Raw genomic sequence first — 13,105 nt, 5'->3', positions numbered from 1 at the left:
CCCCGCACCCTCGGCCGCCCCGGCCGGGGCCCCCCCGGCGGGGGTGGCCCCACGGCGCTCACACCTCCACGAGCACCGTGAACGGGCCGTCGTTGGTCAGCCCGACCCGCATGTGCGCCCCGAACGCGCCGGTCTCCACGTGCGCGCCCAGGTCGCGCAGCTCCTTGACGACCGCGTCGACGAGCGGCTCGGCGACCGGCCCGGGCGCCGCCGCCTGCCAGGTGGGCCGCCGCCCCTTGCGCGCGTCGCCGTAGAGGGTGAACTGGCTGACCACCAGCACCGGCGCTCCGGCGTCCGAGCAGGACCGCTCGCCCTCCAGGATGCGCAGGTTCCAGATCTTGCGGGCCATGGCGCGCGCCTGCTCGCCGGTGTCGGTGTGGGTGACCCCCACCAGGGCCAACAGCCCCTCCCCGGACACCGACCCGACCGTGTCCCCGCCGACGTCGACGGACGCCCCGTCGACGCGCTGCAGAACCGCGCGCATGCGCGCTCCCTCCCGCTGCTCCCTCAGCCCAGCGCCCGGAAGTGGCGGGCGCTGGAGACGACTCCGGACAGGGTGACCACGAACGCCCGGATGGACTCGGCGAAGTCGCCCACGTGCCACTCCTCGGGCCCTTCGTACCACGGCAGGCGCTTGTTGGCGCTCTCCTCCCGTTCCCCTGCGGCCGCCAGCACGCTGGCCCAGCGGTCCACGTTGTCGAAGATCAGCGCGTAGGGCAGGTAGCGGGAGAACAGCTCCACCCGGTGCCCCTCGGGCACGTGCTCGGCCTCGGCGCTCATCAGGAAGGCGCGGAACCCCATGGCGTGCGCGAGCACGCTGCTGCCCTTGGCGGTCTTGGCCGGCATGTACTGGGCGCCGAGCGTCATCGCGGCCCCGGCGATCACCACGGCCAGCCCGGTGAAGGCGGCGTGGGTGAAGGCCGCCAGCACCACGGTGAGGGCGACCCCGGCGGCGGTGAGCCCGATCCCGGCGGTGGCCCACCGGTTCCGGGTGACGTTGGGGCGGCGGGCGAACCACTTGAGCCGCACCATGTCCCGGTAGAGCTCGTCGCGCACGGCCCCCAGGCGGGCGCCGAAGCCGCCGCGGCGCAGGTGCGACAGACGCACCTTGACCCTCCGTTCGAAGAGGGCGTCCATGAGCATCCGCTCGTAGGGGAGCAGCTCCTCGTCGGCCGGGGGGACCCGCTTGCTGAGCACCCAGTCCACCGAGGCCGGGTGGTCGTGCGGCAGCTCCTCGATGGTGTAGTGGCCGCGCACGGCCAGGTCGACCACGGTGGCCGCGATGTCGACCACGTCGGCCTGCTCGTCGATGAGGGTGCCGATCTGGCCCGGGTGCACCCCGTCCGGCGGGCGGAAGCGGATGCCGCCGGGCAGGCCGGGCACCGGGGCCAGCGGGACGTTGGCGGCGGCGCCGGACTCGGTGCGCAGGGCGCGCTCGTCCTGGCCGCGGATGCGGATGAGCGCCGCCAGCCCGCCCAGCAGGCCCACCAGCAGCAGCCCGAAGACCGATCCGGTGACGGGGGTGATGGCGAAGGCGGAGGTGAGCGACCAGGTGCGGTCGAGGACCGGCTCGGCGGGCGCCGTGCCGGGCGGGTAGGCCACCGCGACGGAGAGCCGCTGCCCGGGCTCCATGCGCGCCTGCAGGAAGCGCGCGGTCTCCGCCCCGTGGCCGCCCATGTCCGAGGAGGTGCAGTAGATGGAGCTGCGGGGGTCCCCGGCGGTGCAGGACAGGGCGCGCGGCGGCATCGGGGCGTCCACCCGCACGTTGGTCTCGGCGACGGGGGCGCTGTACCCGGCCACCGGGGTCCACTCCAGCTCGACCCCGTCGCCGGTCTCCTCCAGAGCGCCGCGCACGGTGTAGGTGAGCACCGCCGACCCGGCGTCCCCGCGCTCGACGACCAGGTCGAGGGCGTCGCCGTTCTCCTCGGTGCGCACCGGGAGCTCCGCGCCCGACCCGTCCCGGGCCCGGACGCCCTCCACCGGGAAGACGCGGTCGCGGTCGGTGTCGTAGTCCTCGCGGGCGCCGAGGCCGCGGGTGAAGGCGGCGCCCGCGCCGGAGCCGAACTCCAGGGTCTCCTCGGCGTGCACGACGCCCTCGGAGTCGATGCGCAGCCTGATGTCGACGGTGGTGGCGTCGGCGTCGGCGCCCTCGGGGACGGTGTGCGCCTCGGGGGTCTCCGCGCCGTCGCGCGGGGCGGCCGCGGCCGGCGCGGACCAGGGCAGCACGGCGAGGGCCGCGGCGCACACCGCCACGGCCGCGCGGGCGCCCCGTCCCGGGGCCGCGGTCATCGGCATCGGGAAGCGAGCTTAGCGGTTCCCCCTCCAGGGTCCGTGCCGGACGAACCTCGGAAACCCGTCATAATCGACGGGGTGTCGGCGCCCGGGGGCCCGACGCCGCCGGGGTCGGTGCTCCATCGGTGCTCCAGGAGGTGAGGCGGCGCATGGCCGCGACGGGGACGCGCTTCGCGCGCGCGGGCCGGGCAGGCGGCGCGGGGGCGCGTGCGCTGCTGCCCGAGCGCCCGCCGCGCCCGCCCATGGGGCCGGTGGTGGGGCTCGTGCTGCTCACCGGGCTCGGGGCGGTGGGGCTGGCCGGGTTCCTCACCGTGTCGGAGCTGGCGGCTCCGCCCGGGACGGCGCAGGCGCGGCCGGCGTCGGCGCAGGAGGCCTCCGCCGGGACCGGCTCCGGGACGGGGGCGGGCGGCGCGGCCGGTGACCCGCTGCGCACCACCGGCGAGATGACCGAGGTGGAGTGCCCGGCGCCGGAGGTGGACCCGCAGGACCGGGAGTCCATGGAGGCGTTCCTGCACGAGATCACCGACTGCCTGGACACCGCGTGGCAGGACCGGTTCGCCGAGGGGGACATGGACTTCGAGCCGCCCACCCGGGTGTTCTGGTACGCCTCGGGGCAGAGCCCCTGCGGCAACTTCCCCGCCGAGGGGACGTCGGCCTTCTACTGCCAGGCCAACAAGGGGCTCTACCTGGGCGTGGAGGACATCGTCGCCGACTCCTGGGACGGCGGCGGCCCGGAGACCTACACCTTCGTGCTCAGCCACGAGTACGGGCACCACGTTCAGGGCGAGTCCGGGATCCTGGCCCGCTTCAACGCCGAGCGCGGCGCCGCATCCGACGCCGCCGCGCGCGACCGGCTGACGCGCCGCAGCGAGCTGCAGGCCAACTGCCTGGGCGGCACGTTCCTGGGGGCGGTGGAGACGAGCTTCCCGATCGGGGACGAGGAGCGGGAGCATATCCTCGAAGACGCCCGCCGCCGTGGCGACTACGACTCGGCGGACCGCACGCACGGGACCGGCGAGAACGGCGCCCTGTGGACCGAGCACGGCATGGACCGCCGGGACCCCGCCGCGTGCGACACCTGGAGTGCGGACGACGGCCTGGTCGAGTAGCGAGGAGGACCGTGGCGCAGGGGTACGGCGGCCGGGGGCGCCCCGGCGGGCGCAACGCGCTGTACGCGGCCCTCGCCGCGGCCGTGGTGGCGCTCGCGGTGCTGCTGTGGTCGGCCACGGGCGGCTCCTCCGCGCCCGGGGAGGGGCCCGGCTCCGCCGCCCCCGACGAGGCCGCCGCCCCGGACTCCGGCGGGGCGCCCACGGGCCGGGAGGCCCTGGTCGACAACCCGCTGTACGGCACCGGGCGGCTGGCGCCGCTGCCCTGCCCCGCGCCCGACCCCGACGTGGACGACCCCGCCTCCATGGAGCGGTTCCTGAACACGATCGCCGACTGCCTGGACCAGGCCTGGTCCACCCAGTTCGCCAAGGCGGGGCTGGCCTTCGACCCGCCCTCGCGGGTGTTCTGGACCGAGCCGGGCACCAGCCCGTGCCGGGACTACCCCTCCGAGGCGGGGGCCTTCTACTGCCGCACCAGCCAGAGCATCTACATCGGCACCGAGGACGTCGTGCGCAAATGGCGGGGCGAGGCGAACGGGGCGGTCTACGCCTCGCTGCTCGCCCACGAGTACGGCCACCACGTGCAGGGCGAGGCCGGGGTGCTGGAGTACTACCACGAGCGGCGCGGGCAGGAGCAGGACCGCATCGCGCAGAACGCCTGGACGCGCCGGTCCGAGCTGCAGGCCAACTGCCTGGCCGGGGTCTTCCTGGGCGCCGTGGCGGTGTCGTATCCGCTGGAGGAGGAGGACGTCCGCGCGGTGCTGGACGACTCCGAGGCCACCGCCGACCGCCCGGACGGGCCCGCCGACGACCGCACCCACGGCTCGGCGGAGAACAGCCGGCAGTGGGTGCGGCGCGGTCTGGACGGGCAGAGCCCGGGCTCCTGCAACACCTGGACCGCTGACAACGCCCTGGTGGCCTGAGTCGGCCGGGTACGGCCGCCCGCAACCCCCTACGGGCCGTGGCCTGCGTGGGACAATCCGAACATGCCCGAGGACCGATCCCCCGCCCCCTCCGATCCGCGCATCGTCGAGCTCCGGATCCACGGGGTCAGCGGCGGGCAGGCCGAGGAGCTGCTGGACGTGGAGCCCGTGGTCCGGGTGGGGGGCGACCGGCTCGCCGGGTTCTTCCGCTGGCGGCGCGCCCCCGACACCGAGACCGTCCCCGGCGTTCCGCGGGAGATCTTCGCCTGGGGCAACCTCACCTCCGGACGGGCCTCCCGCGCGCTGTGGCTGCTCCTGCTGCCGTTCATCCTGGCCAACATCGCCTACTGGATGCGCCCGGCGCCGCCCGACGGGGACGCCGCCCGGGCCCAGGGCGCCTCGGGCACCGGCAACCGCGTCGGCGCCGCCGGTGCCGGCGCCGCTCCGTCGCGCCTGCACCGCCTGGCCGACATCGCCTACGGGTCGGCGTCGCGGCTGATCGCCCTGAGCCTGACGGTGCTGCTGGTGCTGGCCGCCGCGGGCATCGGCATGGACCTGGTCGGCTGGCAGTGCCCCGCCTACGGGGAGCACTGCGCCGAGCTGCGCCCGCTGCTGGGCGAGCTGTCGGCCCCCGGCGGCCTGCTGGCCCGCCCCGGGCTGTCGCTGGCGGCCGGGGCGCTGCTGCCGCTGGCCGCGACGGCCCTGCTGTGGCGGCTCTCCCGGCGCACCACCAGCGTCTACGAGGCCGCCGCGCAGGGCACCGCGCCCTCCCCCTCCCCCGACGCGCCGCTGAGCCGCCCGCACTTCTGGCGGAACAGCATGATCATGGGGCGGCTGCGGTCGGTGCACCTCGCGGTCGCCGCCGGGACGGTGGGGCTGCTCGCGGCGGTCCCGCCCACGCTGTACGACCGCGCCGCAGGGGCGCCCGCGGCGGGGACCGTGCTGCTCGGGCTGCTCGCCGCCGTCGTCGCCGGGGCGTCGCTGATGGCCCTGGTGCCGGGCACCGCCCACACCTGGAACCGCAGCGCCGACCGGATCTGCGCCCGGCTGCGCGACACCGCCCTGGTCCTGTCCGGGGCGTCCCTGCTGTACACCGCCTGGCCGCGGCCGGGCTGGTCCGCCGAGGGGCGGCTGCCCGGCTTCGCGGAAGGCCTGAACACGCTCTTCGGGCTCCAGTGCGTGCTGGTGGCGGTCCAGTTCGCGGCCGCCGCCGCCATGTACGCGCGCACGCCCCTCAAGCGCGACACCGCGATGCGCGGCCTGGCCGGACCCGCCGCCGCGGCCGTCGGGGTGCTGCTCGGCGGGGTGTTCTCGGCCGCCGTGGTCTACCAGAGCGCCGGGTTCCTCGGCGGGTGCCACTATCCGGGCGCCGAGGAGGCCGGGTGCCTGCCGCTGCAGGCCCCCGCCGCCTTCTCCTGGCTCCAGCTCGCCTTCTCCCTGGAGGCGGTGATCGTCGCCGGGGCGGCCCTGTGGTTCTGGCTGCGCCTGCGGCACCGCACCAGGGAGGAGGAGTCGCTCACCGCCGCCGAGTACGGGCGGCGGCGCGGCGGCTTCCGCACCCGCATGATCGCCCGGGCCCGCGCCATGGGGCGGATGACCGAGTCGCTGCCGGTGGCGCTGGGCGCGGTGCTGCTGCCCGGCGTGGCCCTGGTGGCGCTGGTGGCCTTCGCGGTGGGCACCGGGCGGCTGACCGCCGTGCCCGGAGGGCGCGCGGAGCCGGCGGCCCCTCCGGCGGCGGTCGCCCCCGGCCCCGACGGCGCGCTGCAGGAGGCGGTGGGGCTGCTGGTCACGGTGGGCTCGTGGCTGGGCGCGCTGATGCTGGTGGCGCTGGTGGGCATCGGCTTCAGCGCCTACCGGCGGCGCCCCGTCCGCCAGGCGGTCGGCGTGCTGTGGGACGTCGGCACCTTCTGGCCCCGGGTGGCGCACCCGCTGGCGCCGCCCTCCTACGCCGAGCGGACGGTGCCCCAGCTGGTGGCGCGGGTGGCCGCCACGGCCGAGGGCGGGCAGGGGGTGGTGCTCTCCGGGCACTCCCAGGGGTCGGTGCTGGCGGCGGCCACGGTGTGGCAGCTCCCGCCGCACGTGCGCCCCGCGGTGGCCGTGGTGACGCACGGGTCCCCGCTGTACCGCCTGTACACCCGCTACTTCCCCGCCTACTTCGGCCCGGCCGCGCTGGCCGACGCCGCGGCGCGGGTGGCCGGCTGGCGCAACCTGTGGCGGGTCACCGACCCGATCGGCGGGCCGGTGCACACGGCCCCGGCGGGCGGGCGCACCCTGCCCGACACCGGTGCGCTGCCCGATCCGCGCGAGTACGACATCCCGGCCGGGGAGGCGCTGTACCCGGAGATCCTGGGGCACTCGTTCTACGTGCTGGACCCGGCCTACGCCGCGGCCGTGCGGGAGGCGTCCGCGCTGCTGCTACCAGGGACCGTAGGGCCCGTTCCCGCCGCCGCGCCCGATGCCGCGCACGGCGGGGCGGACGTCGAGGATGAAGATCAGGGCGGCGACCAGGGATAGGAAGGTGAGGAAGCCCCCGGTGCCCAGGGCGGCCAGCAGCGACAGGCCGGTGCCCACGCCCAGGATCGCCACCCAGATCGTCTTGGTCTGCTTGTCCATGGCCGTGTAGGCCTCCGCGGGCGTGCGCAGGGCCTCGATCAGGGCGTACAGCGTCGTCACGAAGATGGCGATGTAGATGACCTGGTACAGGTAGCCCATCAGCACCATTGGTGTCCCCGCCCGTCTTGGTCGCGTCCTGCTCGTCTCAGGGTAAACGGCGGAGCGGCCCCGATCGTGCCCGGCGCGGCGGCGGCGGGCGTCACATGGGCGGTCACATGGGCAGGTGCCACAGGGACAGCGTGGTGGCCATCAGCAGCGCGGCCGAGCCGAGCACGGCGCCGCTCTGCGCGCGCGTCAGCCCCCGGCCGGGCTGGAGCAGGCGGCGCACCCGGGCGAGCACGTCGGTGTGGTCGGCGGTGGCGGCCAGCGCCCCGGCGGGGGCGGTGGCGCCGCGCTCGCCGAACCGCATCAGCGCGGTGGCCAGCTCCCGGGCGGAGCGCTCGCGGCGGGCCTGGTCGTCGGCGCACATCTCGATCAGCAGCGAGACGGTGCGGTAGTACTCGCGCATCATGCCCAGCCGGGGGAAGGCGCGTTTGAGCGAGGAGAAGGGCAGCAGCACCAGGTCGTGGCGCTGGCGCAGGTGCGCGTGCTCGTGCGCGATGACCGCGGCCAGCTCCTCGGAGTCCAGCACCTCCAGGGCCCCGGCGCTGATCACCACCTCCGAGCGCAGCACGCCGGGCAGGCAGTAGGCGGCGGCCGCGGGGTGGTCCAGGATGCGCGCGCCGGGCACGCCGGGGTCGTCCCGGCCCACCAGCTGCAGCAGCGCCCGGTGCCGGCGGCGGGTCCGCACCACCTGCACGAAGGAGGCCACCAGGCAGCAGAAGAGCAGCAGGGTCAGGCCGAGGGCCAGCAGGATCGCCGCGACCTGGGCCGGACCGAACGGGCTGGCGGCGGTGGCCGCGAGGGACAGCCCGTGCGCGGCGGCGTCGGCGGCCAGGGCCGCCAGCCCGCCGGTCACGCCCCGGCCGTAGGGGGCCAGGCCGAACGCGAGCAGGGCGCCGATGGTGGACACGCCCCAGGCCAGGCCGAGGGCCTGCCAGGCGATGACCGCGACGTAGGGGCCGCGGAAGGGCCAGTGGGCCCGACGGAGGCGTGCCGCGGCTGCGAAGCAGCCGACCGCGATCGCGGAGAGGAGTGCGGCACTGACCATCGGGCTACGTCCTCTGCTCGTCGTTTCCCTCGAGTGCGCGGCGGAGGGCCTCGGCCTCCTCGTCGCTCATCGAGCGCACGAAGGCGGCGAGCGCCGCGTCGCGGTCCCCGGTCTGCCCGAGCGCGTCGAACATCAGCTCCGAGACGTAGTCCTCCCGGCTGGCCGCCGGGCGGTACCGCCACGCGCGGCCCTCCCGGGCGCGGTCCACGACCCCCTTCTTCGCCAGGCGGTCCAGGACCGTCATGACTGTCGTGTGAGCCAGGTCCCGCTCAGCCAGAGCGCGTCCCACCTCGCGGACCGTCATGGGTTCGCTCCGCTGCCACAGTACCTCCATAACCGCGCGTTCAAGGTCGCCGAGCCGATTCATGTGCAAGAGTCTACGGCGGGTAGTACTACCCTGCGTGGCACCCCCCGGTCAGGCACGCCTCACCTTGCGGCGCGGGGGATCGCGGACGCCGGCGGCCGACCGTCCACCGATCCGCCTGTCATCACATGTACCGACATTTCGCCCGCACCTTGCCGCGCCCTGCCCGCACGCCGCCGTGTGGGCCCTAGGATCGCGGTTGTGTTCAGCTCGCTGTCCCGCAGAGCGACCGCGCTCGCGGCCTCGTCCCTCGTGGTGGCGACCGCCGCCATGCTCGCCGCCGTCCAGGGCGGGCACGGTCCGGTCCCCGCCCAGGACGCCCGGACCGCGGCCGGGGCCGCCGCCCCCGCGCCCGCGCCGGAGGGGCCGGCCGTCCACCCGCGCCCCGGCTCGGTGGCGGTCTGCGACGAGCCCGGCACCGACGAGATCGTCCGGGTGCCCGACCCCGCCGCGCCCGAGAAGGGCCGCCCCATCTGGGTGCGCCGCCCGCCCGGCCCGGACAGCGCCGACCTCCCGGTGCTGTACCTGCTGCACGGGTCCACCGGCACCCACACCGACCTCAAGGACGCCGGCATCGGCCCCAAGCTGGACGAGCAGATGTGCCGCGCCGGGATCGAGTTCGTCATCGCCGCGCCCTTCGGGCAGGAGGCCGGGGGCGCCGACACCGAGTGGGGCGACGCGGTCGACGACGACTACAGGATCGAGACGTTCGTGACCCGCAAGGCGGTCGAGGCCGTCGAGGGCGATCTGCGCCGCCCCCGCGAGCTGCGCGCCATCGGCGGGTTCTCCATGGGCGGCTACGGGGCCGCCGCGCTGCCGCTGCGCCACCCGGACCTGTACTCCCAGGCCGTGAGCTGGGCCGGGTACTTCAAGGTGGACGACCCCAGCGGGACCTTCGGGGACCGGACCGAGGAGCACGCCCCGGACCGGCTGCTGGACGACCCCGAGGTGCACGACATCCGCTTCATGCTGGTCGAGGGGAAGCAGGACCACACCCCGCTGCAGGAGGGCAGCATCCACGGCGAGGCCGAGCGCTTCGCCGGGCTGCTCCGCGAGCGCGGCATGACGGTGGAGACCGCCTTCCCCGAGGGCGGGCACACCTACGACACCTGGACGCCCACGTTCCCGCAGGCCGTGGACTTCCTCACAGAGGGCTGGGCGGGCCGCACCGCCGCCGCGTCCGGGGACTGACCGCACCTCCGCCCCGTTCGCCCCTACCGCCCCGCACCCCGCGGTGTCCGTCCGCCGACCCCGCGTGCACACCCGCCCCCGCGCCCTGTCCATCATGGGAACACCGCACAGGCCCGCCCTGTTGTGCGGAAGGGCCCGCACCGGCGGGACGCGGCACACCCCGGTGCCGCACGGAGAAGGGGGACGACAGGACAGTGGAGCCGGACAGACCGGGCGCCCCGGCCCGCGCCGACACCGGCGGCCGCATGCGCGTGGCCATGCTGAGCATGCACACCTCACCTCTCGACCAGCCCGGCACCGGCGACGCCGGGGGCATGAACGTCTACATCGTGGAGGTCGCCAAGCGGCTGGCCGAGCGCGGCGTCCAGGTGGACGTCTTCACCCGCGCCACCCGGCCCGGCCTGCCGCCCGTGGCGCACCTGGCGCCCGGCGCCGCCGTCCGGCACGTGGCCGCCGGCCCCTTCGGCCCCCTCGACAAGCTCGACCTGGCCCGCCACCTGTGCCCGTTCACCTTCGGGGTGCTGCGGGCCGAGGCCGAACAGCACATGGGCCACTACGACGCGGTGCACGGCCACTACTGGCTCTCCGGCCGCGCCGGGCTGGCCGTCGCCCACCGGTGGGGGGTGCCGCTGGTGCAGTCCATGCACACCCTGGCCCGGGTCAAGAACCTGTCGCTGGCCGACGGCGACGCCCCCGAGCCGGAGCTGCGGGTGCGCGGCGAGGACCAGCTCGCCCGGCAGGCCGACCTGCTCGTGGCCAACACCCGCGACGAGGCCGGGCAGCTCACCGAGCACTACGGCGCCGACCCCGGCCGGGTGGCGGTCGTGCCGCCCGGTGTGGACCTGGACGTGTTCACCCCGGGGGACCGCGCCGCCGCCCTGCGCCGGCTGGGCCTGCCCGCCGACGCCGTGCTGCTGCTGTTCGTCGGCCGGGTGCAGCGGCTCAAGGCCCCCGACGTGCTGCTGCGCGCCGCCGCCCGGCTGCTGGAGCGCGACCCCTCGCTGCGCGACCGCCTGGTGGTGGCGGTGGTCGGCGGCCTGTCCGGCAGCGGCACCGCCGAGCCGCGCCGCCTGGCCGACCTGGCCCGCTCGCTGGGCATCGCCGACGCGGTCCGGTTGGAGCCGCCGCGCGGCCGCCCCGAGCTGGCCGAGTACTACCGGGCGGCCACGGCCACCGTGGTCCCCTCCTACTCCGAGTCCTTCGGCCTGGTCGCGGTGGAGTCGCAGGCCTGCGGCACCCCGGTGGTGGCGGCCCGGGTGGGCGGGCTGCCCACCGCGGTCGCCGACGGCGCCTCCGGGGTGCTCATCGACGGGCACGACCCCGAGGACTACGCGCGGGCGCTGCAGGCGCTCGCCGACCGCCCGGGGCTGCGCGCGGCGATGGGCGAGGCCGGGGTGGCGCACGCCGCCGGGCTGAGCTGGTCGGCCACGGCCGAGGGCCTGCTGCGCGGCTACCGGGCGGCCGCCTCCCGGGCCGCCGCGGCGGCCGCGGGCAGCGCAGGGGCGGGCACCGCCGGAGTGGGCGCCGCGGCCGAGGCGTGGGCCGGATGACCGGGGCGCACGCGCGGGCGGGCACCATGGAGGGCATGGACACCCCGAGCCGAACCCGGGCCGCGGCCGTCGACGCCGTCGAGGCCGCGGTGCGCGAGGCCGAGCTGGAGTACGAGCGGCCGCGGCCGAGCGCGTTCCTGGTCACGCTGCCCGGCAGGCGCAAGCTCAAGACGCTGGTGTGGCTGGACGTGGGCGCGCACAGCCTGCTGGTCAAGTCGTTCTTCTGCCGCCGCCCCGACGAGAACGCCGACGGCTTCTACCGGTGGCTGCTCCAGCGCAACGAGGAGACCTACGGGATGGCGTTCTCGGCCGACGGGGCCGGGGACGTCTACATCACCGGGCGCCTGCCGCTGTCGGCGATCACCCCCGACGAGGTGGACCGGCTGCTGGGGTGCGTGCTCACCTACTCCGACGAGAACTTCAACACGGCGCTGGAGCTCGGCTTCGCCACGTCCATCCGCAAGGAGTGGGCCTGGCGCGTCAAGGGCGGGTACAGCCTCCGGAACCTGGAGGCCTTCCGGCACCTGGTCTCCGAGGACGGGGCCGGGACCGCGGTCAACGGCGACGGGCCGGCCGGCCCGTCGAGTCGCTAAGGTGGCGGGCATGGGCAAGCTGGTTCTGCTGCGACACGGCGAGAGTGTCTGGAATGCCGAAGGACTGTTCACCGGCTGGGTGGACGTCGACCTTTCCCCGACCGGTGAGGCCGAGGCCCGCAAGGGCGGCGAGCTCCTCGCCGAGGCGGGCATCCGTCCGAAGGTGGTGCACACCTCGGTCCTCAAGCGGGCGATCCGCACCGCGAACATCGCGCTCGACGCCGCGGACCTGCACTGGCTCCCGGTGGAGCGGAGCTGGCGGCTGAACGAGCGCCACTACGGCGCCCTCCAGGGCAAGGACAAGGCGCAGACGCGCGAGGAGTACGGCGAAGAGCAGTTCATGGTCTGGCGCCGCTCCTACGACACGCCTCCGCCGCCCATCGCCGACGACGACCCCTACTCCCAGCACGGCGACCCGCGCTACGCCGACCTGCCGCCGGAGCTGATGCCGCGCACCGAGTGCCTGGCCGACGTGGTGGACCGGATGCTGCCCTACTGGTACGACGCGATCGTGCCGGAGCTGGCCGCCGGGGGCACGGTGCTGGTGGCGGCGCACGGCAACTCGCTGCGCGCGCTGGTCAAGCACCTGGACGGGATCTCCGACGAGGCCATCGCCGGGCTGAACATCCCCACCGGCATCCCGCTGGTGTACGAGCTGAACGACGACTTCACCCCGCGCAAGGCCGGCGGCGAGTACCTCGACCCGGAGGCCGCCAAGGACGCCATCGAGGCCGTGAAGAACCAGGGCAAGAAGTAGCGCCCGCCCCCGCCCCCGGTACCGCCCGGCCCGCCGTGCCCCGCACGGCGGGCCCCGTCGTGTCCCGGGCGGCCCATCCCGGGCGGCCCCATCCCGGGCGGCTCAGTACACGAGCGCCTGGGCGCCCTCGGCCAGGGTCTCCTCGACGAAGGTGGGGGCACCGGCGATGCGCACGCCCGGGCGCAGGTCGCCCTCCTTCAGGTCCCGCCTGGCCGCGCACTGGGTGCACACGGTCACCGTCCCGGCGGCCAGCACGCCCTCCAGCAGGTCGGCCAGCGGGGCGGCGTGCGGCAGGTCGAAGGCCTCCGCGCGCCCCGGGACCGCGAACCAGGCGGCCTCCCCGGTCAGCCAGAGCGAGACCCGCACCCCCGCCGCGGCGGCCGCCGCGGCCACCGTGAAGCCCTGATTGCACCGCTCGGGGGCCTCTTCGCCCGCCGTGACCTTGATCACCATCGTCCGCGTCATGGGGGCCACCCTAGTACCCGGCACATCCCTCGTTGATCTCGGGGAAAAAGACCCTGAAACCGCGTCGGTAGCGTCGTTTCTCCCGAGATCAACGAGAGGGT

13 protein-coding genes are annotated in these 13,105 nt (G+C 75.8%); 7 read left to right on the top strand and 6 right to left on the bottom strand.

Annotated features, from left to right (window positions below; genetic code table 11):
- Window positions 1–58: 58 nt before the first annotated feature.
- Both dtd and O4J56_RS09080 read right to left on the bottom strand, forming a co-directional pair.
- Complete coding sequence (dtd, locus tag O4J56_RS09085; RefSeq protein ID WP_270685112.1) at window positions 59–484, bottom strand: D-aminoacyl-tRNA deacylase; 426 nt, start codon at window positions 482–484, stop codon at window positions 59–61.
- 23 nt (window positions 485–507) lie between these two features.
- Window positions 508–2,295, bottom strand: coding sequence for a DUF2207 domain-containing protein (locus tag O4J56_RS09080; RefSeq protein ID WP_270685110.1), 1,788 nt, complete (start codon window positions 2,293–2,295; stop codon window positions 508–510).
- A 146-nt stretch (window positions 2,296–2,441) separates the two neighbouring features.
- On the opposite strand from O4J56_RS09080, the gene O4J56_RS09075 reads away from it, so the two are divergent.
- From O4J56_RS09075 to O4J56_RS09065, 3 genes are all read left to right on the top strand, one after another.
- Complete coding sequence (locus tag O4J56_RS09075; protein ID WP_270685109.1) at window positions 2,442–3,401, top strand: neutral zinc metallopeptidase; 960 nt, start codon at window positions 2,442–2,444, stop codon at window positions 3,399–3,401.
- Window positions 3,402–3,412: 11 nt separating this feature from the next.
- Entirely contained in the window at window positions 3,413–4,321 is a 909-nt protein-coding gene (locus O4J56_RS09070; RefSeq protein WP_270685107.1) for a neutral zinc metallopeptidase, read from the top strand.
- A gap of 63 nt (window positions 4,322–4,384) precedes the next feature.
- Window positions 4,385–6,835 (top strand): hypothetical protein, encoded by a 2,451-nt coding sequence (locus O4J56_RS09065; RefSeq protein WP_270685105.1) that lies wholly within the window; start codon window positions 4,385–4,387, stop codon window positions 6,833–6,835.
- Here the strand turns inward: O4J56_RS09065 and O4J56_RS09060 are convergent.
- The 3 genes from O4J56_RS09060 to O4J56_RS09050 all read right to left on the bottom strand — a co-directional run bounded on the left by O4J56_RS09060 (window position 6,737) and on the right by O4J56_RS09050 (window position 8,451).
- Window positions 6,737–7,042: a DUF2516 family protein gene (locus O4J56_RS09060; RefSeq protein ID WP_270685103.1), complete on the bottom strand. Its 306-nt coding sequence runs from the start codon at window positions 7,040–7,042 to the stop codon at window positions 6,737–6,739. The two genes, O4J56_RS09065 and O4J56_RS09060, sit on opposite strands and share 99 nt — an antisense overlap.
- Before the next feature lie 103 nt (window positions 7,043–7,145).
- On the bottom strand, window positions 7,146–8,084 hold the full coding sequence (locus O4J56_RS09055) for a M56 family metallopeptidase (RefSeq protein ID WP_270685102.1): 939 nt from the start codon (window positions 8,082–8,084) through the stop codon (window positions 7,146–7,148).
- A 4-nt stretch (window positions 8,085–8,088) separates the two neighbouring features.
- Window positions 8,089–8,451 carry a BlaI/MecI/CopY family transcriptional regulator gene (locus tag O4J56_RS09050; protein WP_270685100.1) on the bottom strand — a complete coding sequence of 121 codons (363 nt, stop codon included), beginning with the start codon at window positions 8,449–8,451 and terminating at the stop codon, window positions 8,089–8,091.
- A gap of 198 nt (window positions 8,452–8,649) precedes the next feature.
- Here O4J56_RS09050 and O4J56_RS09045 point away from each other — a divergent pair, with 198 nt between their 5' ends.
- From O4J56_RS09045 to O4J56_RS09030, 4 genes are all read left to right on the top strand, one after another.
- Complete coding sequence (locus O4J56_RS09045) at window positions 8,650–9,639, top strand: alpha/beta hydrolase (RefSeq protein WP_270685099.1); 990 nt, start codon at window positions 8,650–8,652, stop codon at window positions 9,637–9,639.
- Window positions 9,640–9,884: 245 nt separating this feature from the next.
- On the top strand, window positions 9,885–11,189 hold the full coding sequence (mshA, locus tag O4J56_RS09040; RefSeq protein WP_270685163.1) for a D-inositol-3-phosphate glycosyltransferase: 1,305 nt from the start codon (window positions 9,885–9,887) through the stop codon (window positions 11,187–11,189).
- On the top strand, window positions 11,186–11,782 hold the full coding sequence (locus tag O4J56_RS09035; protein ID WP_270685098.1) for a YbjN domain-containing protein: 597 nt from the start codon (window positions 11,186–11,188) through the stop codon (window positions 11,780–11,782). Before mshA ends, O4J56_RS09035 begins: the two co-directional genes overlap by 4 nt.
- A 10-nt stretch (window positions 11,783–11,792) precedes the next feature.
- The gene (locus tag O4J56_RS09030; RefSeq protein ID WP_270685096.1) at window positions 11,793–12,539 is read left to right on the top strand and encodes a phosphoglyceromutase; all 747 of its coding nucleotides are present in this window, start codon (window positions 11,793–11,795) and stop codon (window positions 12,537–12,539) included.
- Window positions 12,540–12,641: 102 nt separating this feature from the next.
- Here the strand turns inward: O4J56_RS09030 and O4J56_RS09025 are convergent, their stop codons facing one another.
- The gene (locus tag O4J56_RS09025; protein ID WP_270685094.1) at window positions 12,642–13,004 is read right to left on the bottom strand and encodes a DsrE family protein; all 363 of its coding nucleotides are present in this window, start codon (window positions 13,002–13,004) and stop codon (window positions 12,642–12,644) included.
- Between the last annotated feature and the right edge of the window lie 101 nt (window positions 13,005–13,105).

The organism is Nocardiopsis endophytica (assembly GCF_027706725.1).
In the GTDB taxonomy this organism is placed as follows: domain Bacteria; phylum Actinomycetota; class Actinomycetes; order Streptosporangiales; family Streptosporangiaceae; genus Nocardiopsis_A; species Nocardiopsis_A endophytica.
This window is presented reverse-complemented; position numbering and strand designations above follow the sequence as displayed.